Below are 20,336 nucleotides of genomic sequence, written 5' to 3'. Positions count from 1 at the left end.
CGGTTTACGTTTCAGCGGCAGGGGTTACTGATGCGTAGCAAACATCTGGATGACCGCCTCATCCCGTGTTTCATAGTCGCCTTTCAGCTCAGCGCTCAGTTTCGCCATGTACGACACCAGAAAATCCGCATTACGCTGCGCCAGGTACTTGCCCCGTTCGGTCTGCATCGTCAGCGGCAGTTTCAGCAGTTTGGTTTGAAAATGGTCGAGCGCGAATTGCTTATCGTTAAGAGGCCGTCTGTCGGCAAAGGGATCGTCGGCATCAAACAGCGCGACGCCCAGCGCGCCGGAGACCGCGAAGACCCGCGCCAGACCAATGGCGCCCAACGCCTCCAGCCTGTCTGCATCCTGCACGATTTTTGCCTCTGGCGTGGTAGGCGCAATTTTTGCGCTGAAGCTATGCGCTTCGATAGCATGACAAATGCCCGCCAGTTTTTCTGCCGGAAAGTCAGGAAAATCCCGCAGAAAAATACGCCGGGTTTCTGCCGCCGCCAGAATGGAAGAACGATGCCGCTGCGGATGATTTTTCGCCAGGCTGACGATGTCATGGAAATAACATGCCGATAGCACCACCAGCCAGTCGACAGGACTGTTTTCCCCCAGCGTTTGCGCGGTTGCCCAAACACGACGAAAATGGAAGATGTCATGGGCGGCATCCTGTTCCTGATGGTGGTGACGTAGCCAGTCTTCAAACTGCGATTGCCAGTATCCTGAGTCCATACGCCCTCTCTTTATAGCAGACCATTTTTATTACATGCCTGAGCACAGGGTTCGCTATCCTGACATATCCGCCACCACTTTACATCCCTGCTTACTTGCGCGTTTCTGGCTTAGTGTCGGCGGGATAAGCCCTGTTTTTGCGAGGCCGGGTATACCAGGCAATACTCCCCAGAATAAGCCAGACGACGCCCAGCGAAAGCGCGTTAAGCCATTTTTCCGTTGCGCTGCCAGGAGTGCTGATTGGGCCGAGAACCGGCTCGGTTTGTATGGCGGACATCAGCCACACGCAACGCGCCATCGCCCAGATGAAGTAGCCGCAAAAGGTATAAAAAACCCATAACGCTAATTTGCCACCCATGCTACGGGTGGCGTTGTCCTCCCTGGTACTCAAACTTTACTCCGCTTTTGTGATGTAAGTCATATGACATTAATTACATTATAATGTGACATTAGTCACATTTCGACCATAGAATACCTTATCCACCTGTTTTGGTTATTCATTCCACAAATAGTTTATTCTCAGTTAATGTTACGCCTGGCGCTGAACCTGCTGTTAAATAAGGGAATGGTGATTGAATCGCACTCTGATGCAGAATAACCCATAACCAGAACAACTTATTTTTACGCACCGCGATAGCGTTTTATTTTATTAGCATTAAATGTCAGAATGATTCGGTTATTAGCCTTTTATCATTTATTTTATCATTACCCACATTACCGGCATTTATGCCGGTTTTTTTTATGCTTTTTCATAATCAAATCATGAAATACATATAAAAAACAAATTATATTCACGCCAAAAAACATCAAATCAAAACACATAACCCATTGATAAAAAATGATAATTATAGAATATATATTCTTAGTTACTTATATAGTCTGTATTATAAAAAACCAAACAGAAACAAATTGAAATATTTTAAATACCTTTGTTACATGTTATTTTTTAAATTCCATGAACTTCATAGAATAGTATCAATTTGTAGTTTTGTTGAAGTGGCTACATATTCATATAAATTATTATCATAAGGGAATACATAATGAACAGAAAAGTTCTGGCACTGCTTGTCCCGGCGTTATTAGTGGCAGGCGCAGCAAATGCGGCTGAAGTTTATAATAAAAATGGCAACAAACTCGACCTGTACGGCAAAGTTGATGGTCTGCGTTACTTCTCTGACAATGCAGGCGACGACGGCGACCAGTCCTACGCCCGTTTTGGCTTTAAAGGCGAAACGCAGATTAACGATATGCTGACCGGCTATGGTCAGTGGGAATACAACATTAAGGTAAACACCACCGAAGGCGAAGGTGCAAACTCCTGGACTCGTCTGGGCTTTGCCGGTCTGAAATTCGGCGAGTACGGTTCTTTCGATTATGGCCGTAACTATGGTGTTATCTACGACATTGAAGCCTGGACCGATGCGCTGCCGGAATTCGGCGGTGATACTTATACCCAGACCGATGTCTATATGCTGGGCAGAACCAACGGCGTTGCTACCTACCGTAATACCGACTTCTTCGGTCTGGTGGAAGGCCTGAACTTCGCGTTGCAGTACCAGGGTAATAATGAAAATGGCGGTGCTGGTGAAGGTACAGGTAACGGCGGCAGCCGCAAACTGGCCCGTGAAAACGGCGACGGTTTCGGTATGTCTGCCTCCTACGACTTTGACTTCGGGTTAAGCCTGGGTGCGGCCTACTCTTCCTCTGACCGTACGGACAATCAGGTTGCTCGTGGTTATGGCGACGGCATGAATGAGCGCAACAACTATGCTGGTGGTGAAACCGCTGAAGCCTGGACTGTAGGTGCCAAATATGACGCCTACAATGTTTACCTGGCGGCGATGTACGCTGAAACCCGCAACATGACCTATTATGGCGGCGGCAATGGCGAAGATAATGGCGGTATTGCTAACAAAACTCAGAACTTTGAAGTGGTTGCGCAGTATCAGTTCGATTTCGGTCTGCGTCCGTCCATCGCCTACTTGCAGTCTAAGGGCAAAGATTTAGGCGGTCAGGAAGTCCATCGTGGCAACTGGCGTTACACCAACAAAGATCTGGTTAAATATGTTGACGTCGGTATGACTTACTACTTCAACAAAAATATGTCCACCTACGTTGATTATAAAATCAACCTGCTGGACGAAGATGATGACTTCTACGCAAACAACGGTATTGCAACTGATGATATCGTAGGTGTTGGTCTGGTCTACCAGTTCTAAGACGCTTTATGTTATTCAAGCCCGTGCTTAGCGCGGGCTTGTTATTATAGGGCAAGAATTAAATAACGGATAACGGCGCAAAGACAGGTGACCTGGCTTCATCGGATAGATGAAGACAACGTCGCTCTTTTCAGGCGCTGTCTGCAAGAGAAATAACACCTTTGGGGAAAGGTAAATGCCACTATAGATGATGGATGTCAGCGTCTATAGATGATAATCATCCGGGCATAAAAAAAGCTCCTGTACGGAGCTAATATGAATTATTTTCTAAAATCTGGCGGAACCTGTCCTGAGCGAATGTATAATCCAACATTATCAAAAGTGATCATGGTTGACTTACAAAAAATACATTTCGCGCCAAACGGGTTTTGCTCAGTAACATCGAATGTCGATGTTCTGTATTGTGAACCATGGCAACATGGACACCGGAAGTGAATTTTATTAGTAATATCAGTTGCCTTAAAGCGCCACAACGTTGACCGCTGATGGACCTTTTGGTCCCTGCTCTACTGAAAACTCCACTTCCTGATTTTCATTCAGAGTGCGGAATTCATTACTTTGAATGGCGGAAAAATGCACAAACACATCTTTGCTGCCATCTTTAGGCGTAATGAAACCAAAGCCCTTTTCAGGGTTAAACCATTTTACTAAACCAGTGATTTTCGTCGTCATAATATTGTTACCTTTTGAATGAGCCCTTGGGCAAAATGGCCTGAAGAAAATTATCAGAGAGAAAAAAACCTAAAGGAGATCTCAAGAGGAACAAATGATGAGAAATATTACAATCACTACTTCAGATAAGTTTGTATCAAACCGCACAACCATTAACGCATGGTTAACTGCACATAGCAAGCTTTAGTTTTGTTAAAAAAATATTAATTGTTTTTTATCATTATCACGCTGATTGCCATACTCTTTTTATCCATGCCTGTCGCTACGGCTGAAACCTGGCGTAAATAAGTGACGTCTCACAACGCCTACCTGGCAATAAACGCGCCACATTTACTTATGTCGTAAACCAGGATACATGCGCCTCATCGTGAGAGGTTCCTGTGATCTTGTGCGACCAAAACCGGTTAGAGAACGGGGATGATTTGGCAACCATCTCAGGCATTGATCGCACAAGTTACTTAACACGCAGTAGATCAGAGTATCTTGTGGTGTACCGAGGCGAAAGCATTTCTCGCTTCATAGCCCACTGTTGCGACATCCCCTGCCCGGCGAAGTACAGCGTCCCCTTCCCGGCTTTTGCGTTAAGATGGTCCAGTACTTCCATCAGCTTCTCACTACCGGCGCGCGGCGCGTTATCGTCGAAAAGGTTGAGTTGCGCTACGCCCTGACTGAAGAAGTCACCCAGCATCACCCCCGCTTTCTGGTAGCGATGGCCGTCGCGCCAGATTTTATCCAGGCACTTCACAGCCGCATTGATAATGTCGCGTGAATCCTGCGTGGGGGTGAGAAGCGTCACCGCGGCGCTGTTACCGTAGTAGGGCTCGTTCAGGGCAAAGGGTGATGTTTTGACGAATGTTGAGATGAAACGGCAGTACTGGTGCTCGCCGCGGAGTTTTTCTGCCGCGCGCGCAGCGTAGCTGTAAATAGCCTGGCGCATTTCTTCATAGTCTGTGACCCGCTCGCCGAAAGAGCGGCTACAAACGATTTCCTGCTTTGCCGGCGCAAACTCTTCAAGCTCCAGACATGGCTCTCCGCGAAGCTCTCTCACGGTACGCTCCAGCACGACATTGAAGTGTTTCCTGATGATCCAGATACTTTGTTCAGAGAGATCGAGAGCAGTCTTGATGCCCAGGGCATTGAGCTTCTTACTGATACGCCTGCCGACACCCCAGACATCCTCTACGGGTATCAGGGCTAGCAGCCGACGCTGGCGATCGATGTTCGATAGGTCAACCACCCCGCCGGTCTGGCGCTGCCACTTTTTCGCAGCATGATTAGCCAGCTTGGCAAGGGTTTTCGTCTGGGCAATGCCTACACCGACAGTCAGGTGCGTGCGCTTCAAGACCGTCGCTCTTATCTCGTGCCCGAAATCTGTCAGATCCCGGCAGTTTCGTACCCCCGTCAGATCACAAAAAGCCTCATCAATGCTGTAAATTTCTACCCGCGGCACCATCTCCTCGAGTGTGGTCATTACCCGGTTCGACATATCAGCGTAAAGCTCGTAATTACTGCTGAAGCAAACAACACCGGATCGCCGGAAGCGTTCTTTCTGTTTGAAGTATGGCTCACCTGGTGCGATACCGAGCTGTTTCGCCTCAGCGCTACACGCGATAACGCAGCCATCATTGTTTGATAACACCACCACCGGTCGGCCACATAAATCAGGACGAAAGACCGTTTCGCAGGAGGCGTAAAAGCTATTAACATCGCAGAGCGCGAACATAATCAACTGACCGCTTTAATGATAAAGGTCACCACCCCAAATATGTCGAGCGTGTCTTCACTGCCGACAGGTATAGGTCGATAGGCGCCGTTCATGGGGATTAGCTGCACTGTCGGGCGCAACTGCAACCGTTTTACGGTGAACTCTCCTTCAATTGCCGCAATTACAATGTCACCGTGGTCAGCGTTCCGTGAGCTATCCACCACCAGCAGGTCGCCGTCGCTGATGCCTGCTTCAATCATTGAATCACCCGTGGCTTTGACAAAATATGTTGAGCTGGGATGAGAAACGAGCAACTCATTAAGATCGATACGCTGCTCAATGTAGTCCGCTGCGGGGCTGGGGAATCCACACGGCACTAAGTAACTGAAAAATGGGAGAGGAATAATTTCGCGCAACTCTGTAGGTCTGAAAAATTCCATAATCCATACCTCGAATACTGTTTTTATATACAGTAGTATTATTTGAACATGCGCGCAAGATACCGGAATCGCTACGGCTGTTTAAATCTTCGTCGTTTCGTTTGTAAGTTTCTCTCTCAGTTCAAATTATGGGTTTTGTAAATTTTCTGGTTGTATTGTCATGTGCGCATATTTAAGCCAGTCTGGAGGCCACATTTTCTGTACAGCGTCGACAGCCCCGCAGCGTAAATTATCGCCACGCGCCAGCGCGTTTCCCTGACAGCAATTAATCTTTCGCCCTGCGCCCATGTCTACAGGGGAACATTTCGGGCAACAGGCCGGGGGCGACGATTACCGAGGACGACGGCGTTAAATCGCCGCTAGTGACATCAATATTAATCCAGATGGGGTACGGCGAAAGAGCGGGGGCAGAAAACCAGGAGTTGACTTATGATCGAAAAGTAAAAATCACACTATCCCTGGCCCCTCTTCTGGCAGAAAAAGCATAAGATGGCGATACGTTTTTCACGTAATATTCTAACAGAATATTCTAAGTGTATTCTAAGTGTGAGACTGATCGCTGAAAGAAGACGAGCTAAGTGTTTGAATTGTGGCGGAGAGAGGGGGATTTGAACCCCCGGTAGAGTTGCCCCTACTCCGGTTTTCGAGACCGGTCCGTTCAGCCGCTCCGGCATCTCTCCGTATATTGCAATGATGCCAGGTAATTTGGCATTTTAACAGACCCTATTCGGGTAATTTTGTTCAAGTGACGAGTTTACGAGCAAAACGATGATTAAGTGGCCCTGGAAAGCACAAGAAATAACCCAGAACGAAGACTGGCCGTGGGATGATGCGCTGGCTATACCTCTTCTGGTAAACCTCACCGCGCAAGAACAGGCTCGGCTTATTGCGCTAGCCGAACGTTTTTTGCAGCAGAAAAGACTGGTAGCGCTACAGGGATTTGAGCTCGACTCGTTAAAAAGTGCACGTATTGCGTTAATTTTTTGCTTACCGATCCTGGAGCTCGGTATTGAGTGGCTTGATGGTTTTCATGAAGTGCTCATTTATCCCGCGCCCTTTGTGGTAGATGATGAATGGGAAGATGACATAGGTCTGGTGCACAGCCAGCGTGTCGTACAGTCGGGGCAAAGCTGGCAACAAGGGCCCATCATTCTGAACTGGCTGGATATCCAGGACTCGTTCGATGCTTCAGGTTTCAACCTCATTATTCATGAAGTCGCGCACAAACTGGATATGCGTAATGGCGATCGCGCCAGCGGCATCCCTTTCATCCCGTTGCGCGATGTGGCTGGCTGGGAACACGATCTCCACGCGGCAATGAATAATATTCAGGATGAAATCGATCTTGTTGGCGAAAGCGCTGCCAGTATAGATGCCTATGCCGCCACCGACCCTGCAGAATGTTTTGCCGTGTTGTCAGAGTATTTTTTCAGCGCGCCAGAACTGTTTGCTCCACGTTTCCCGGCGCTATGGCAGCGTTTTTGCCAGTTCTATCGCCAGGATCCTTCTCAGCGCTTACGGGTAAACGCTGCCGAAGGCGACTACGGCGAGGAATCCGAACATTAATTCCTCACTTTGTGGGTTAATTAACCAATTGAATTGGCGCGTTAATTTTACTGTTGACACGTTATAGCGGGCCCAGTATTATGCGCCTCGTTGAAACAATTCCTCTGTAGTTCAGTCGGTAGAACGGCGGACTGTTAATCCGTATGTCACTGGTTCGAGTCCAGTCAGAGGAGCCAAATTTAGGGAAGCAGACGTTCACTGACGTCTGCTTTCTGCATTTATATCAACTGGTTATCTCCTTCTTCAGGCTCACCCTCGTTCACTAAAAATCATTCGAAACCATACCCTTTTGCTGGTAAAGCTGGTTCGATTTGCGTTTTATCGGTACGCCGAGGGAACCGTCATGTCACTGACTGATACCAAAGTAAAAAATGCCAGACCAGCGGAAAAGGCTGTCAAGCTCACTGACGGGTTTGGCCTCTATCGGTTCGAAATACTGGCTGTTGGGCTACCGCTATTATGGCAATCAGGAGGTGTTTTCCATTGGGGTTTACCCTGCTGTATCGCTTGCCGATGCCAGATAATGCCGTGACGAGGCTAAAAGGTAGCTGGCTCAGGGGATTGACCCGAACGCAAAAAAACAGGCTGATGAAAAAATCCTTCAGGAAAATTTGACTTGTGTAATTACAGACAAAGTTGCGCCATGCCGGGGCAAAGCAGGGATTAGATCAAAACTTCAACGCTTTGTTGTTTTTGTCAGCAAACAAACGCGTAATCTTATTTCCCCCTTTGACAAGCCGATCACACATCGTTACTATGCGCCCCGTTCACACGATTCCTCTGTAGTTCAGTCGGTAGAACGGCGGACTGTTAATCCGTATGTCACTGGTTCGAGTCCAGTCAGAGGAGCCAAATTCCTGTTTTCAGGCGTACTTATAAGTCACTATTCAGTTAGGTTCCAATAAGTTAGCGTGAAAATCTTTCCCGATGTGTGTCTGGTTTTTCCTGCGTATCCGGCGAAATTAGTGGTCTGATTTGGGGCCATTTCAGTTCGATAATGGCGTGACCACCCTATATTCCTGTCCGACACGAAAATCCGCAGTATCAAGCCTTTTGATAACCCCTTTAAACTGATCGATTCACACGATTGTATCTGCTTGTCAATCCGGGCTTGTGGGTCAGGCGCTCAAGGAGCGTGAAGTGTGGCGCAATGTTTTCGCCTTCCGGCGCGTTTCCTGGCGTAGACGTGATTATCGGCGACAGGTCTCCGGCGATGGTGATGAAGCTCGCGGCACAATAAGGCCTTAGCGGGATGCGGAATCGCCTCCCGCTAAGGCTTCATTCAGCCACTTTCCATATCATATAAATACGCCTCTTCCGCTCCTGTCCAACAGCAGGCGACAGCTCATTTCGTTAGCGAAACGGTGGCTCATTAAACGTGCGTAATTTACGTGAGTGCAAACGATCACCTTCTGCGCGTAGCAAATCAATAGCACGAATACCAATTTGCAAATGTTCTGAAATAGCCCCCTCATAAAACCGGTTTGCCTGCCCGGGCAGTTTAATTTCACCGTGTAAAGGTTTGTCAGAAACACAAAGCAACGTGCCGTAAGGCACACGAAAGCGATAGCCCTGGGCTGCAATCGTCGCGCTCTCCATATCAATCGCAACCGCGCGGCTAAGGTTGAATCGCAGCGCCGATGCGGAATAACGAAGCTCCCAGTTACGATCATCCGTGGTGACGACTGTTCCCGTGCGCAGTCGCTGTTTCACCTCTTCGCCGGGCATTCCGCTAACCGCTTTGGTAGCGTCGTACAGCGCACGCTGTACTTCCGCAATGCTTGGAATAGGAATATCAGGCGGCAGAACAGCATCCAGCACATGATCATCGCGTAAGTAGGCATGGGCCAGCACATAATCGCCAATCGCCTGACTTTCTCGTAACCCTCCACAGTGCCCAATCATAAGCCAGACGTCAGGCCGCAACACGGCCAAATGGTCGCAAATCGTTTTAGCATTTGAAGGGCCGACACCAATATTTACCAGCGTAATCCCCTGCCCATCTGCCGTTACCAGGTGCCAGGCGGGCATCTGATGCTTCTTCCAGGCCAGATCGGAAATAGCCTCTTCCGGCGCTTCCGTTTCTGCCGTGATCCAAATTCCGCCGGCACAGGAAAGCGCGATATAGGGGCTGTCAGGATCAAGAATTTGGCTGCATCCCCAGCGCACAAACTCATCGACATAGCGGGTGTAGTTGGTAAACAAAACGAAGGGCTGAAAATGTTCAACCGGCGTACCGGTATAGTGCCGTAACCGGGCCAACGAGAAGTCAACACGACGCGCGTCGAAGTGCGATAACGGATAGAATTCGCCGGGGTGGAACAGACCGTCTGCCGTCTCATCGCCAATCTGCGCCAGTTCTGTGGTAGGAAAATGGCGCGTTAGCCCGGCGCTCATAGAACGATCCAGCGTCAGAGCTGAGCCGTCAATCACGTAAGGATACGGGATCTCATGGTGCGAGGCCTCCACCGCAATATGCGCGCCATAATCATGATAAACGAGGTTAAGCTGTTCCAGAAGATAAGCGCGAAATAGCGCAGGCCGCGTAACGGTAGTGGTATAACAGCCGGGATGAGTAAAGCGTCCAAAAGCGCGTGTTTTAGGCGGGTTCGGTGTCGCGCCATCCCAGCTTACAGACAGCGAAGGATAAACAAACAGTCCGTTAAGCCTGGCATGGGGATCGGGCAGCGTGCCGTTATCAACATAGTCAGCGATGGCTTCACGGAGCGCGTTAACCGACTGCTCGTACAGCTCCTCCAGGCGATCCAGCGCCTGCTCGGGCGTCAGGTTTGTGCCTTTATTTTCCATATTATTCTCCTTAGCGTTCACTGGTGAGGCACGTCATTCGATAGTATGACAGCAAAGGAAGAAACTAAAAGGGTTAGCGTAAGGGCGGCGGCAGTAAACATGAACCCTTTAAAAAGAAAAGAGAACTATCTTAGCGCCACCATCATCGCTCAAAAAGAAGGGTACTGGTACAGCCATTTGTTAAGTTCATTACAATTAGTCATATAACCATTTCCCGGCTTTTGCTGACTCGATCAGCATGCTGATAGTGAAATCTGGGACGGGTACAGGCTCCGTTTTCTTGAACGGATGCCATGAAAAAGGGTGATTAGGAAAATAGGTTTCTATTCTGAAGTTACCTCGCTCGACATTGAGTTTCTCGAAGAATTTATTCATGAGATCTTCGGCTTCAAGTTCATCAATGCTCAGATCAGTATCAAGGTCAATCTCTGGTGTTAATTCCACTTGCTTAATGTTGAACAGATATGTGCCAACATAAGGCCGTACAAGCTCGTAAACTTGCTGTTCAATATTGTCTACCATAACTTATCATTGCCCCGAGCAATGGTATTGTAGTCGCGTATAGTGCGATATGTTATTTGTGACACATCTGCGGCAAGGATAATTTCCCCGATCAAAGGAATGGAACGTCCAACAAACGGCGCAATGTTACGAACCATAACACGTCTGGCTGTCCACGGGGTGTAACCGCCCTAACCATGTCGGAAGGGATATTCCAAAGGGAAATTTTGACTTTTTAAACACTGCACGTGCAGTCCTGGACGCGTATGATGTGCCTTTAGTCGCTCCAGCGGGTTTCGCCCTTGTCCAGAGATTATTGCGACCTGATACCAGAGCAACAACGGCCCCGAAATCTGCAACACCAATCCCAAACTGGCTTGCGGTATTCTCACAAAAAATCATAAACAGAAGTTCGGCAGCATTCAGATTGGATTTTCCTGCATAGAAGTATGTTCCATTTAGTTCTTCTACTGTATCCATTAGAAACTCTATAGCTGCTATTTTGGTTTACTTATTGTACAGCCTTGTTTCGAATGAAAGAAATCAATCTCTTGGGAAAGAACGGATCAAGATCACGGAAAATATCTGAAATCAGATGAAAGAGACAGTCGCGATTCCCACCAGGGGCATCACCTGGCAAGCTTGTGTGATCGCTCCGTTTGAACCGAACACATCTATATGTCAGCATACTGATACGGGTTTGATCTTGCGGATAGCGGTATCGGTTAATGCCATCGGCGGGGGCTCCATTTTTCCAACGAACCGTGAGGCCCCGATTAAGCCCCAAAAACTATGGATGTCAAAAAACCCGGCAAACCTTCTCAGGTCAACCGGGTAAAGATAATTTCTTGTTTTTTAAACGTCTCCGGACTCACCAGGATGTCCCGAAACTAAAATCTGGCTCCTCTGACTGGACTCGAACCAGTGACATACGGATTAACAGTCCGCCGTTCTACCGACTGAACTACAGAGGAATCGTGTGAACGGGGCGAATATTAACGAGGTGCCCCTGGCTTGTCAAAGCCTGTTTTCACAAAAAAAGTTCGTTTGCTGTTTTATTCCACACTTCGGTTAAAATTCACCGTTTCCTGATGATTTTCACAGCAAAAAGCGCTTACTCCCTCTTTACGCGCGGGTATCTCCACAGCCAGCGCCCGCTTACCAGACGCCAGTAAAACAGCGCGCCGCGCACGGCCCAGTCAAGAAACATCCCCAGCCAAACCCCTACAACCCCCATACCCAGCACAATACCAAGCGTATACCCTGCCACAACGCGACAGCCCCACATCCCCAGCATCGATACCCACATCGCAAATCGCACATCGCGCGCGCCTTTAAAACCCGACGGCAACACCCACGCGGCCGCCCAAATTGGCATAAAGGCAGCATTAAGCCAGAGCAGAACTTTCACTACCTCTTTTACGTCCTGCTCCTGGGTATAAAATGAGGCAAACAGACCCGCGAACGGCGCTGTCCCCCAGGCAATTGCCGTAAGTACGATAGTTGACATCCAGAATACATGGCGCAGTTGACGCTCTGCCTGACCAATTTGCCCGGTACCAAGACGCTTACCAGTGATAATAGTCGACGCCGAACCAAGGGCGTTACCCGGCAGGTTGATAAGCGCCGCCACGGAAAAGGCAATAAAGTTACCCGCAATAACGTTAGTGCCCATTCCGGCGACAAACATTTGTGTCAGTAGCTTGCCACCGTTGAACAGCACTGACTCAATGCTCGCCGGAATACCGATACCCATCACTTCCCAGATAATGCCGAAATTCAGCGGCTTCAGATAGCTTTTCAGCGGAATGCGCAGCGCCGGATTAAAACCAATCATCAGCACCCAAATAATCGCTACCGCGCCGATGTAGCGCGAAATGGTTAATCCCAGCCCCGCGCCGGCAAAACCCAGCCCTTGCCAGGAGAAAGCCCCGTAAATCAGGATGCTGCTGATGATAATATTGAGAATGTTCATCCCGCCGTTAATCATCAACGGGATTTTCGTATTCCCTGCCCCACGCAGCGCGCCGCTACCGATTAGCGCAATTGCCGCAGCCGGATAACTCAGCACCGTCAGTTCAAGGTACGTTAACGCCAGCCCCTTTACTTCTGGCGTCGCCTCGCCTGCGACAATATTAATAATTTCACTGCCGAAATAATGAATGACCACTGCCAGCACAACGGCAAATAGCGTCATAATCACCAGCGACTGGCGCGCCGCCGCCCTTGCCCGTCGCCTGTCGCGCTTGCCGAGGCTAAAGGCGACCACCACCGTAGTACCAAGATCGATAGCCGCAAAAAAAGCCATAATTACCATATTAAAACTGTCGGCAAGCCCCACGCCCGCCATTGCTTCCTTGCCCAGCCAACTGACGAGAAAAGTACTGAGCACGCCCATTAGCAAAACACAGGTATTTTCCAGAAAAATGGGGATAGCAAGTGGGGTGATTTCACGCCAGAACAACACCTTGTAACTCTTGCGTTTGGCATACCAGGGCGTACGGACGACAACCTGGCGTAAGGCAGTGGAGACGTTCAAAATGGACCTTAAAGAAGAGAGTTGAAACCACATTTCAATAATGAGCGAGAAATCGTAAGGCTGCAAAGCTTTTTGCAGAAAAAATGTCTGCAAATGCAACAAAGTGATGAGATAACCCGCAATCGAATCTGTAAGGGGTTAAATGGGGTTTGACAAAAATTTTTCCGCCGCTAATATACGACCCCACACGATTCCTCTGTAGTTCAGTCGGTAGAACGGCGGACTGTTAATCCGTATGTCACTGGTTCGAGTCCAGTCAGAGGAGCCAGATTTTAGTTTCGGGACATCCTGGTGAGTCCGGAGACGTTTAAAAAACAAGAACTTATCTTTACCCGGTTGACCTGATAAGGTTTGCCGGGTTTTTTGACACCCATAGTTTTTGGGGACTTAATCGGGGGCCTCACGGTTCGTTGAGAAAATGAAGCCCCTGCCATGACACTCACTACTAATACAGATACTCCAGCCCATGAAAACCAGCAATGTGGCAGGATATTTAAAGGCCAGACCTGCCCGCGCTAATGTTGACCGGCATTCCGGAACGGCGCTCCAGCACCTCATTAACCCGCGAAGTATCAACGTCAGCCCCTTTGATAAACGTGCGCAGCACTGGCGTAACGGGCAATGGAACTTTTTTGTCTGACTCAAATTCAGCACGGTTGCGAGAAAGCGGTTCGTGTACCTCCAGCCAACGGCTGCCATCCGGCTCTACCGAAAATTTAACGGGCCTGTCGATAATCTGAACGCGGGTTCCTACAGGAACATGGTCGAATAAATATTTAATATCGTCATTGCGTAAACGGATACAGCCCTGACTGACGCGAAGGCCAATGCCAAAGTTAGCGTTAGTGCCATGGATGGCATATAACCTGCCGATATATATTGCGTATAGCCCCATAGGGTTATCCGGCCCCGCAGGCACCATCGCGGGCAGCGTTTTTCCCTCTTTAGCATATTCCCGACGCGTATTAGCCGTTGGCACCCAAACCGGGCCATCTTGTTTGCGTTCAACCGCAGTTACCCAGTTGCGCGGCGTTTCACGGCCAGCCTGACCAATACCAATGGGTAGCACCTCAACCGTATTCGTGCCTGCGGGATAATAATAAAGGCGCATCTCGGCGACGTTTACCACAATACCTTCACGAACGGTGTCAGGCAGAATCAACTGCTGCGGCACTACCAGTGTGGAACCAGACTGAGGTAAAAACACATCCACGCCGGGATTCGCTTCAAGCATATTACTCAGTCCCTGACCGTAGCGGGCGGCAAATGACTCTAAGGGCTGAGTATTGTTCTGCGGTACAGCGATTGTGACAGGCTGTCCTACCAGACGACTGCCTTCGGGCGGCAACGGATAGCTTATAGCCAGCGAGAAATGGCTTACCAACAAGACGAAAAACGGAAAAAAAGGTGTGGTACGACGCATTATATCCCTTCCTTTGTCGCGGCAGGTGTGCGTTAAGTATAGCTTTTTTCTCACATGGCTGGTGTTGTGCGCCCGGGTTATGTTGCGTTTGCGTTCCCCTCCGGCAGGACAATATTACTGGCCGCTAACTCCCCCATATTGTGGAACATGGCGCACGCGGCTTCCACGATCGGCATCGCCAGCGCCGCGCCGCTTCCTTCACCTAACCGCATCGCCATATGCAAATAGGGTTCCATAGACAAATGCGCGAGCGCGATGCGGGCACCCTTTTCCGCCGAAAAGTGCGACGGGATCAGATAAGGTCTCACCGCAGGCGCAATCTGACAGGCCGCCAGCGCTGCCGAGTAGGAAAGAAAGCCATCCAGCAATACGGGTAAGCCACACCTTGCCGCACCAAGCATCACGCCGGTCATCCCGACCAGATCGAAACCACCCACCTTCGACAACACATCAATGCCATCGCGCGGATTGGGCTGATTAATCGCAATCGCCCGCCGCACGACGTCCACTTTATTATCGATGCGGGAAGGCGGAAGATTCGCGCCAATCCCCACCACCTCTTTTGCATCACTTCCTGTAAAAACGCTGACCATCGCGGCGGCTGGCGTGGTGTTCGCCATTCCCAGCTCCCCTACGCCAAATAAGGTCACGCCGCGTTGCGCCAGGTCGCAGGTGTAGCGGGAAACCTCCAGCAAAAGCGCCTCAGCCTGCGAGCGACTCATCGCCGGGCCAACGGCAATATTTCCGCAGCCGCGCGCGACGCGCATATCAACTACGCCAGGAATAGGTTCAGCATCAATACCAACATCAATGACATGCACCTTCGCACCGGCCTGAGCGGCAAGCACGCATACGCCGGTTGTTCCCCGCGTCATATTCGCCGCCTGAATCGCCGTCACGATTTTGGGCGAAACCGCTACGCCTTCATCCCAGACGCCATGGTCGGCGCACATCACCAGCATCGCCTTTTCACCTACCTGCGGCGTACCGTTAAGCCCCGGCATTCCCGCGAGCTGAACGGCTAAGGCTTCCAGTCTGCCCAGGCTGCCCGGCGGTTTGAGCAGGCCGTCAATATGTTGCTGCGCATGCGCCATCGCCTCGGCGTCCGGCGCAGGAATGTCACGGAGTAAAGCGTGTAGTGTCTGCATAAGATGTCTCGTCCGTAATAATCGGCTCATAACAGAGCCAGCAGAAAGATCAGTTCGCCAAGTTCGATCGCCGCGCCCAGCGTATCGCCGGTTTGACCGCCAAGCGTACGTTTAAGCAACTGGCCAAGGATGAAAATCGCCGCGAGTGTGACCACCATTGCGGCCAGTCCTTGCATACCAGGCAGTAATACCGTGGCGACGATTACCGCCAATCCCAGAGTAATGCTGGTTTGCCGTCCGCTGACTTTACCGATAAATACATTGCCAAGCCCCTCTTCACGGGCGTAGCGATGACGGTACATCAATAAAACGGCGCTGCCGCGTCCGGCCGCACAGGCCGCCGCCAACGCCGCCAACATTGGCGTTCCACGTAACGCCAGTTCGCTGACCACCAGAATTTTTGCCAGTAGCACAAAAATAAGCGCCAACCCGCCATGGGTTCCCAGACGACTATCGCGCATAATCTCCAGCATTCGCTCACGGCGGCGCGCGGAAAAAATACCATCGCAGGTATCGGCCAGCCCATCCAGGTGAAAACCACCGGTCAGCAGCGCCAGCGCCAGAATACAGAACAACGCCGCTAGCGGAATACCGCACCAGGATTGCAGGAGGATGAAAATCAGGCCGCTTACGCCCCCCAGAATCAACCCGATAAAGGGAAACATCACGATCCCACGCGAATACTGCTCGAAATCCAGTCCCTGCGACCAGCGTGATGGCACGGGCAAGCGGCTAATAAAAGCGAGCATGGCCCAAAACAGCTTACTCATTTAATTTTGACTCCAATACCTGAGACCACCAGCCAGACCTCATCCGCCGCTGCCGCCAGTCGTTGGTTGACCCGACCGGCAATATCACGAAAATGGCGCGCCAAACGATTTTCCGGGACGATCCCCATTCCCACCTCATTTGTCACCAGTACCACTTTCGCCGGGCAGCGCTGGCAGGCTGCAATTAAAATCTGAATTTCATCGTCAATGGCGCGCTCCATCGCCGCGTAATCCCACTGTTCGGGATCGTTTTCTCCTCCCAGCGCAAACAGCAGATTCGTCACCATGGTGGTAATACATTCCAGTAAAATCGCGTCGTCAGGGGCAAGATCCGCGGTAATCAACGTATCAAGATGCCGCCAGCATTCTGCGGTCCGCCAGTGTGCCGGCCTGTCATCTTTATGATGCTGAATTCTCGCCGCCATCTCGTCATCAAGAATGTGCGAGGTGGCGATATACAGTACCTGCGGCGCATCGCCAATTAAGGTTTCAGCATGACGGCTTTTACCACTACGCGCCCCGCCCGTCACCAGAATCATCATACCGGCTCCTGATGTTGTTGCATGATGGTATAAATTTTATCAATATCAATATGTTGCCGCATCGCTTCCGCCAGCAGATCAAATTGCCGCGCTTTATGCTCCGCATAACAAAAAGTCGTTTCCCACGGCGCAAGCCCTTTTCGTGCCCGTAACCCATTGACCACCGCACGGGTAAACGCATCGCTGTCAAACAGGCCGTGAAGGTAAGTGCCAAACGCCAGTCCGTCGGCGGTGACCGCACCATCCGCCACAGAGCATCCATTTTTCTGTAACGTCATGGCCGTACAGCATCCTTCCTGCAGCACCGTTTCCCCCATGTGAATTTCATAACCGCGTACCGGTAGCCCCGCTGCGGCAGCCAGCCAGCCGGGCAGCTCGTCTGACATTGTCGCGTTAACCTGCGTCGTGGTTTTATCCTGTGCAAAGCGAGTGATCGTATTAAGCAGCCCCAGGCCCGGCTGCGTACCCAGCCCCGACTCCACCTCATCCACAATGGTGTCGCCCAGCATCTGGTAGCCGCCGCAAATTCCCATCACCGGCACGCCCTGCCGATGTGTCTGCAATACCGCATCCGCCATCCCGCTTTCGCGCAGCCAGGCGAGGTCGCTCAGCGTATTCTTACTGCCCGGCAGGATCACCAGATCAACGTCAGTCAATGCTTCCGGGCGGCGAATATAGCGTATGCGCACATCCGGCTGCGCCGCCAGAGCGTTAAAATCCGTAAAGTTAGAAATATGTGGCAGTTGCACAATGGCAATAGTGATATCACGGGGGGCGTTACCGCGATATTTATCGTTTTGCAGCGCGACGCCATCCTCATCTTCCAGATCCACATCCAGCCACGGCATCACGCCCAGGACCGGGACGCCGGTAAGCGATTCGATTTGTTCGATACCGGAATAGAGTAGTGCCACGTCGCCGCGGAATTTGTTGATAATGACGCCCTTTACTCTGTCACGCTCCTGTTTATGCAACAGCGCCAGCGTGCCATAAATAGCGGCGAATACGCCGCCCCGGTCGATATCCGCCACCAGAATAACCGGACACTGGGCCATTTCCGCCATTCCCATATTGACGATATCACGATCGCGCAGATTGATTTCCGCCGGGCTTCCGGCGCCTTCCAGCACAATAACGTCATATTCCTGCGCCAGGCTGTTATAGACCGCAAGGATTTGCTCACGCAAACGCGGTTTATAGTCATGGTAACTAACCGCATCCATATTGGTCGCCACTTTCCCCATCAGCACGACCTGCGCCTGGCGATCGCTGGTCGGTTTGAGCAGCACCGGATTCATACGCACATCTGGCGTGATCCCCGCGGCTTCCGCCTGAAAAATCTGCGCCCGCCCCATCTCTTTGCCATCCGGCGTAATACCAGAATTAAGCGCCATATTTTGCGATTTAAACGGCGCGGTACGCAGACCATCCTGATAAAAAATGCGGCATAAACCCGCCGCCAGCACACTTTTGCCGACGTCGGATGCCGTCCCCTGCAACATAACTGCCTGTGTCATGACGCCTCCCTGAATGCGCACTTTTGCATTCGATGAAAAAACTCCGTTTCTGTTTTACACAGCGGCAGTCCCAGTTGAGTATGAAGTTTGACCAGCCAGGGCTGGGTTAGCCCCGCTTGTTCCATCGCTTCCGTACACGCGAAAACCTCGCCAGGCGCGCCATGCGTCAGGACCTGGCCCTGACGTAACACGTATACGGCATCGCTAATTTCATAAATAAGATCGATATCATGGCTGGAGATAATGACATGATTGCCCTGCGCCACAATCCGCCTGATGATAGCAAGCATCTGAGTGCGCCCTGCGGGATCGAGACCAGCAGTGGGTTCATCCAGCAATAGATAGCGCGCCTGTAGCACCAGCGCTCCGGCGATAGCCACACGTTTTTTTTGCCCATGACTCAAACACTGAATGGGCTGATGGCGAAAATGTTGGGCGTCAACCAGCGTTAGCGCCTCGTCGACGCGGCGCGTGATTTCCGCTTCCGGCACCCCCAAATTACGTAAACTAAACGCAATATCGCTATCGATATCAGTATAAAAAATCTGCTGTTCAGGGTCCTGAAAAACCGTCGCAACTTGCTGGCGCAGCGCCAGTAGTCCGCGCTTGCTGTAATCCAGCGGTTTTCCCTGCCACAACACGGCCCCTTTTTGCGGACGCAACAGGCCGCTCAGGTTCATAAAAAGCGTAGACTTCCCACAGCCGTTCGCACCCACCAAACCGGTAACAGGCGAAAGCGAAAAATCCAGATTTAACCCTTTAAGTACCGGCTCATCCTGATAACGAAACCACAGGTCTGAAGTGGCAAGCATAATAGTCCTTACAGGTGAAAATCACCCTGATACAGTTTGATATCCAGCGTGGTGGTCATTTGCTGATAACGCATTAACACCCGCGTAAACAGGAGTCCAGTCAGCATTGCCAGAGATCGATAGCCGTTCGGCAGGCTGCAATAACCAAAACGCAGCGTTTGCGCGCGACGAATTGCCGCCGCCTCATCCAGAAGAATAAAGAGAAAGCGCCACGTTAACAGGATTTGCTCAGTAAGCAGGCGTGGAATATGCGCGCGCTTAAGCAAGCTAATTAACTGCGGAAACGGTAGGTTCATCACCAGCCACAACGTCGCGGACAGCGCCGTCAGGCTACGCCAGAACGTTTCATTCGCCGTAACCACGCCCGCACGGGTAATCCCGATCCAGTATGGCCCGACAGATATGCCAGCCAGCAGCATTTGCGGCTCGCGGCTGATGCTGAAGATAATCGTTATCACGCCGACCAACAAAAATCCAAAAGGTATCGCCATCCATCGACACCAGCGCCAGAGGGATATGCGCAATAGCCAACAGCTCAATCCGGCAATGATCAGCAGCTCAATGCCCTGCCCTACAGGCGGCAGAGCAAACGCCAGTATCATCATCGCCAGCCACAGCAAAAACTTGCGCTGCGGCGCAACGTGTGCCCAGCGGCTTTGATAGCTGAGTCGATCAAGCCCGGTCATCACGGCGTTGTTTACCTTTGCAATACCCCAGGATATAAAAAATCACCGCCGCGCCAAGAGAGCCCTGAAGGGTAAACAGCAGGCTTTCAATTTCACCGCTGGCGGGTTCATATAACGGCTGAAACCAGGGTTTATACTGCGGCGCAATAGCCTGAATCTGGCTTTCCGCTTCGCCGTCTGAACCGCCATATTCACCGCCATGATTAATAAAAAACGGCAGAATCACCAGCGCCACCACCATCGCTAACAACATCAACGTTTTTTTCAT

General features: G+C 50.8%; 20 protein-coding genes, 5 tRNA genes and 2 pseudogenes. 7 read left to right on the top strand and 20 right to left on the bottom strand.

The window, feature by feature from the left end; translation table 11 throughout:
• Positions 1 to 24 precede the first annotated feature (24 nt).
• The gene (locus ACLJPE_RS01215; protein ID WP_000377042.1) at positions 25 to 720 is read right to left on the bottom strand and encodes a phosphohydrolase; all 696 of its coding nucleotides are present in this window, start codon (positions 718 to 720) and stop codon (positions 25 to 27) included.
• Positions 721 to 811: 91 nt separating this feature from the next.
• A complete protein-coding gene (drpB, locus tag ACLJPE_RS01210; protein WP_000107430.1) occupies positions 812 to 1,111 on the bottom strand; it encodes a cell division protein DrpB in 300 nt (99 codons plus the stop codon).
• A gap of 649 nt (positions 1,112 to 1,760) precedes the next feature.
• Here drpB and ompS1 point away from each other — a divergent pair.
• On the top strand, positions 1,761 to 2,939 hold the full coding sequence (gene ompS1 / locus ACLJPE_RS01205) for a porin OmpS1 (protein ID WP_039514025.1): 1,179 nt from the start codon (positions 1,761 to 1,763) through the stop codon (positions 2,937 to 2,939).
• 260 nt (positions 2,940 to 3,199) lie between these two features.
• On the opposite strand, the gene ACLJPE_RS01200 is transcribed toward ompS1, so the two are convergent.
• The 5 genes from ACLJPE_RS01200 to ACLJPE_RS01180 form a co-directional block, all read right to left on the bottom strand.
• Positions 3,200 to 3,388 carry a hypothetical protein gene (locus tag ACLJPE_RS01200; protein WP_024131109.1) on the bottom strand — a complete coding sequence of 63 codons (189 nt, stop codon included), beginning with the start codon at positions 3,386 to 3,388 and terminating at the stop codon, positions 3,200 to 3,202.
• A 10-nt stretch (positions 3,389 to 3,398) separates the two neighbouring features.
• Complete coding sequence (locus ACLJPE_RS01195) at positions 3,399 to 3,611, bottom strand: cold shock domain-containing protein (protein ID WP_000208509.1); 213 nt, start codon at positions 3,609 to 3,611, stop codon at positions 3,399 to 3,401.
• Positions 3,612 to 4,065: 454 nt separating this feature from the next.
• Positions 4,066 to 5,334: a Y-family DNA polymerase gene (locus ACLJPE_RS01190; protein WP_039514021.1), complete on the bottom strand. Its 1,269-nt coding sequence runs from the start codon at positions 5,332 to 5,334 to the stop codon at positions 4,066 to 4,068.
• Between the two features lie 2 nt (positions 5,335 to 5,336).
• Entirely contained in the window at positions 5,337 to 5,756 is a 420-nt protein-coding gene (locus tag ACLJPE_RS01185) for a translesion error-prone DNA polymerase V autoproteolytic subunit (protein ID WP_000394197.1), read from the bottom strand.
• Positions 5,757 to 6,346: 590 nt separating this feature from the next.
• Positions 6,347 to 6,436, bottom strand: a tRNA-Ser gene (locus ACLJPE_RS01180).
• 88 nt (positions 6,437 to 6,524) lie between these two features.
• Between ACLJPE_RS01180 and mtfA the strand changes: the two genes are divergently transcribed.
• The 4 genes and pseudogenes from mtfA (at position 6,525) to ACLJPE_RS01160 (ending at position 8,174) form a co-directional block, all read left to right on the top strand.
• The gene (gene mtfA / locus ACLJPE_RS01175; RefSeq protein WP_000598918.1) at positions 6,525 to 7,322 is read left to right on the top strand and encodes a DgsA anti-repressor MtfA; all 798 of its coding nucleotides are present in this window, start codon (positions 6,525 to 6,527) and stop codon (positions 7,320 to 7,322) included.
• Positions 7,323 to 7,422: 100 nt separating this feature from the next.
• Positions 7,423 to 7,498: transfer RNA gene (locus tag ACLJPE_RS01170), tRNA-Asn, on the top strand.
• Positions 7,499 to 7,665: 167 nt separating this feature from the next.
• Positions 7,666 to 7,930: pseudogene (locus tag ACLJPE_RS01165) on the top strand (Arm DNA-binding domain-containing protein); the annotation flags it as partial.
• Positions 7,931 to 8,098: 168 nt separating this feature from the next.
• Positions 8,099 to 8,174 (top strand) — tRNA-Asn (locus ACLJPE_RS01160).
• Positions 8,175 to 8,675: 501 nt separating this feature from the next.
• On the opposite strand, the gene ACLJPE_RS01155 is transcribed toward ACLJPE_RS01160, so the two are convergent.
• A complete protein-coding gene (locus ACLJPE_RS01155) occupies positions 8,676 to 10,130 on the bottom strand; it encodes an AMP nucleosidase (RefSeq protein ID WP_000428191.1) in 1,455 nt (484 codons plus the stop codon).
• A 45-nt stretch (positions 10,131 to 10,175) separates the two neighbouring features.
• On the opposite strand from ACLJPE_RS01155, the gene ACLJPE_RS01150 reads away from it, so the two are divergent.
• Complete coding sequence (locus tag ACLJPE_RS01150; protein WP_001531298.1) at positions 10,176 to 10,337, top strand: hypothetical protein; 162 nt, start codon at positions 10,176 to 10,178, stop codon at positions 10,335 to 10,337.
• On the opposite strand, the gene ACLJPE_RS01145 is transcribed toward ACLJPE_RS01150, so the two are convergent.
• The 4 genes and pseudogenes from ACLJPE_RS01145 to ACLJPE_RS01130 form a co-directional block, all read right to left on the bottom strand.
• A complete protein-coding gene (locus tag ACLJPE_RS01145) occupies positions 10,326 to 10,652 on the bottom strand; it encodes a DUF1493 family protein (protein WP_000228161.1) in 327 nt (108 codons plus the stop codon). The genes ACLJPE_RS01150 and ACLJPE_RS01145 overlap by 12 nt on opposite strands.
• Positions 10,646 to 11,111 (bottom strand): annotated as a pseudogene (locus ACLJPE_RS01140) (STM2901 family protein). Before ACLJPE_RS01140 ends, ACLJPE_RS01145 begins: the two are co-directional and overlap by 7 nt.
• Positions 11,112 to 11,529: 418 nt before the next feature.
• Positions 11,530 to 11,605: transfer RNA gene (locus tag ACLJPE_RS01135), tRNA-Asn, on the bottom strand.
• A 140-nt stretch (positions 11,606 to 11,745) separates the two neighbouring features.
• Positions 11,746 to 13,203 (bottom strand): EmmdR/YeeO family multidrug/toxin efflux MATE transporter, encoded by a 1,458-nt coding sequence (locus ACLJPE_RS01130; protein ID WP_001542574.1) that lies wholly within the window; start codon positions 13,201 to 13,203, stop codon positions 11,746 to 11,748.
• 159 nt (positions 13,204 to 13,362) lie between these two features.
• Here ACLJPE_RS01130 and ACLJPE_RS01125 point away from each other — a divergent pair.
• A tRNA-Asn gene (locus ACLJPE_RS01125) sits at positions 13,363 to 13,438 on the top strand.
• Positions 13,439 to 13,663: 225 nt separating this feature from the next.
• Here the strand turns inward: ACLJPE_RS01125 and ldtA are convergent.
• The 8 genes from ldtA to ACLJPE_RS01085 form a co-directional block, all read right to left on the bottom strand.
• Positions 13,664 to 14,593: a L,D-transpeptidase gene (gene ldtA, locus ACLJPE_RS01120; protein ID WP_001255047.1), complete on the bottom strand. Its 930-nt coding sequence runs from the start codon at positions 14,591 to 14,593 to the stop codon at positions 13,664 to 13,666.
• Positions 14,594 to 14,670: 77 nt separating this feature from the next.
• On the bottom strand, positions 14,671 to 15,741 hold the full coding sequence (gene cobT, locus ACLJPE_RS01115; RefSeq protein WP_001193967.1) for a nicotinate-nucleotide--dimethylbenzimidazole phosphoribosyltransferase: 1,071 nt from the start codon (positions 15,739 to 15,741) through the stop codon (positions 14,671 to 14,673).
• Between the two features lie 26 nt (positions 15,742 to 15,767).
• Positions 15,768 to 16,511 carry an adenosylcobinamide-GDP ribazoletransferase gene (cobS, locus tag ACLJPE_RS01110; protein ID WP_031602263.1) on the bottom strand — a complete coding sequence of 248 codons (744 nt, stop codon included), beginning with the start codon at positions 16,509 to 16,511 and terminating at the stop codon, positions 15,768 to 15,770.
• Positions 16,508 to 17,053, bottom strand: coding sequence for a bifunctional adenosylcobinamide kinase/adenosylcobinamide-phosphate guanylyltransferase (cobU, locus tag ACLJPE_RS01105; RefSeq protein ID WP_000973188.1), 546 nt, complete (start codon positions 17,051 to 17,053; stop codon positions 16,508 to 16,510). Before cobU ends, cobS begins: the two co-directional genes overlap by 4 nt.
• The gene (locus ACLJPE_RS01100; protein ID WP_000189660.1) at positions 17,050 to 18,570 is read right to left on the bottom strand and encodes a cobyric acid synthase; all 1,521 of its coding nucleotides are present in this window, start codon (positions 18,568 to 18,570) and stop codon (positions 17,050 to 17,052) included. The genes cobU and ACLJPE_RS01100 overlap by 4 nt, the downstream gene beginning before the upstream one ends.
• Positions 18,567 to 19,382 carry an energy-coupling factor ABC transporter ATP-binding protein gene (locus ACLJPE_RS01095; RefSeq protein ID WP_000881544.1) on the bottom strand — a complete coding sequence of 272 codons (816 nt, stop codon included), beginning with the start codon at positions 19,380 to 19,382 and terminating at the stop codon, positions 18,567 to 18,569. Before ACLJPE_RS01095 ends, ACLJPE_RS01100 begins: the two co-directional genes overlap by 4 nt.
• A gap of 8 nt (positions 19,383 to 19,390) precedes the next feature.
• Complete coding sequence (locus ACLJPE_RS01090; RefSeq protein ID WP_000147126.1) at positions 19,391 to 20,068, bottom strand: energy-coupling factor ABC transporter transmembrane protein; 678 nt, start codon at positions 20,066 to 20,068, stop codon at positions 19,391 to 19,393.
• Complete coding sequence (locus tag ACLJPE_RS01085) at positions 20,055 to 20,336, bottom strand: energy-coupling factor ABC transporter substrate-binding protein (RefSeq protein ID WP_000753212.1); 282 nt, start codon at positions 20,334 to 20,336, stop codon at positions 20,055 to 20,057. The genes ACLJPE_RS01090 and ACLJPE_RS01085 overlap by 14 nt, the downstream gene beginning before the upstream one ends.

It is taken from the genome of Salmonella sp. SAL04196, assembly GCF_046550835.1.
Lineage (GTDB): Bacteria > Pseudomonadota > Gammaproteobacteria > Enterobacterales > Enterobacteriaceae > Salmonella > Salmonella enterica.
This window is presented reverse-complemented; position numbering and strand designations above follow the sequence as displayed.

Excerpts from the sequence above, each read along its gene's own strand:
- ompS1 (WP_039514025.1), top strand. The coding sequence starts at position 1,761 with ATGAACAGAAAAGTTCTGGCACTGCTTGTCCCGGCGTTATTAGTGGCA.
- ACLJPE_RS01150 (WP_001531298.1), top strand. The coding sequence starts at position 10,176 with ATGACAGCAAAGGAAGAAACTAAAAGGGTTAGCGTAAGGGCGGCGGCA.
- ACLJPE_RS01215 (WP_000377042.1), bottom strand. The coding sequence starts at position 720 with ATGGACTCAGGATACTGGCAATCGCAGTTTGAAGACTGGCTACGTCAC.
- ACLJPE_RS01090 (WP_000147126.1), bottom strand. The coding sequence starts at position 20,068 with ATGACCGGGCTTGATCGACTCAGCTATCAAAGCCGCTGGGCACACGTT.
- cobS (WP_031602263.1), bottom strand. The coding sequence starts at position 16,511 with ATGAGTAAGCTGTTTTGGGCCATGCTCGCTTTTATTAGCCGCTTGCCC.
- cobT (WP_001193967.1), bottom strand. The coding sequence starts at position 15,741 with ATGCAGACACTACACGCTTTACTCCGTGACATTCCTGCGCCGGACGCC.
- ACLJPE_RS01130 (WP_001542574.1), bottom strand. The coding sequence starts at position 13,203 with ATGTGGTTTCAACTCTCTTCTTTAAGGTCCATTTTGAACGTCTCCACT.
- ACLJPE_RS01195 (WP_000208509.1), bottom strand. The coding sequence starts at position 3,611 with ATGACGACGAAAATCACTGGTTTAGTAAAATGGTTTAACCCTGAAAAG.
- ACLJPE_RS01155 (WP_000428191.1), bottom strand. The coding sequence starts at position 10,130 with ATGGAAAATAAAGGCACAAACCTGACGCCCGAGCAGGCGCTGGATCGC.
- cobU (WP_000973188.1), bottom strand. The coding sequence starts at position 17,053 with ATGATGATTCTGGTGACGGGCGGGGCGCGTAGTGGTAAAAGCCGTCAT.
- ACLJPE_RS01145 (WP_000228161.1), bottom strand. The coding sequence starts at position 10,652 with ATGGTAGACAATATTGAACAGCAAGTTTACGAGCTTGTACGGCCTTAT.
- ACLJPE_RS01190 (WP_039514021.1), bottom strand. The coding sequence starts at position 5,334 with ATGTTCGCGCTCTGCGATGTTAATAGCTTTTACGCCTCCTGCGAAACG.
- mtfA (WP_000598918.1), top strand. The coding sequence starts at position 6,525 with ATGATTAAGTGGCCCTGGAAAGCACAAGAAATAACCCAGAACGAAGAC.
- ACLJPE_RS01095 (WP_000881544.1), bottom strand. The coding sequence starts at position 19,382 with ATGCTTGCCACTTCAGACCTGTGGTTTCGTTATCAGGATGAGCCGGTA.
- ACLJPE_RS01085 (WP_000753212.1), bottom strand. The coding sequence starts at position 20,336 with ATGAAAAAAACGTTGATGTTGTTAGCGATGGTGGTGGCGCTGGTGATT.
- ACLJPE_RS01100 (WP_000189660.1), bottom strand. The coding sequence starts at position 18,570 with ATGACACAGGCAGTTATGTTGCAGGGGACGGCATCCGACGTCGGCAAA.
- ACLJPE_RS01185 (WP_000394197.1), bottom strand. The coding sequence starts at position 5,756 with ATGGAATTTTTCAGACCTACAGAGTTGCGCGAAATTATTCCTCTCCCA.
- ldtA (WP_001255047.1), bottom strand. The coding sequence starts at position 14,593 with ATGCGTCGTACCACACCTTTTTTTCCGTTTTTCGTCTTGTTGGTAAGC.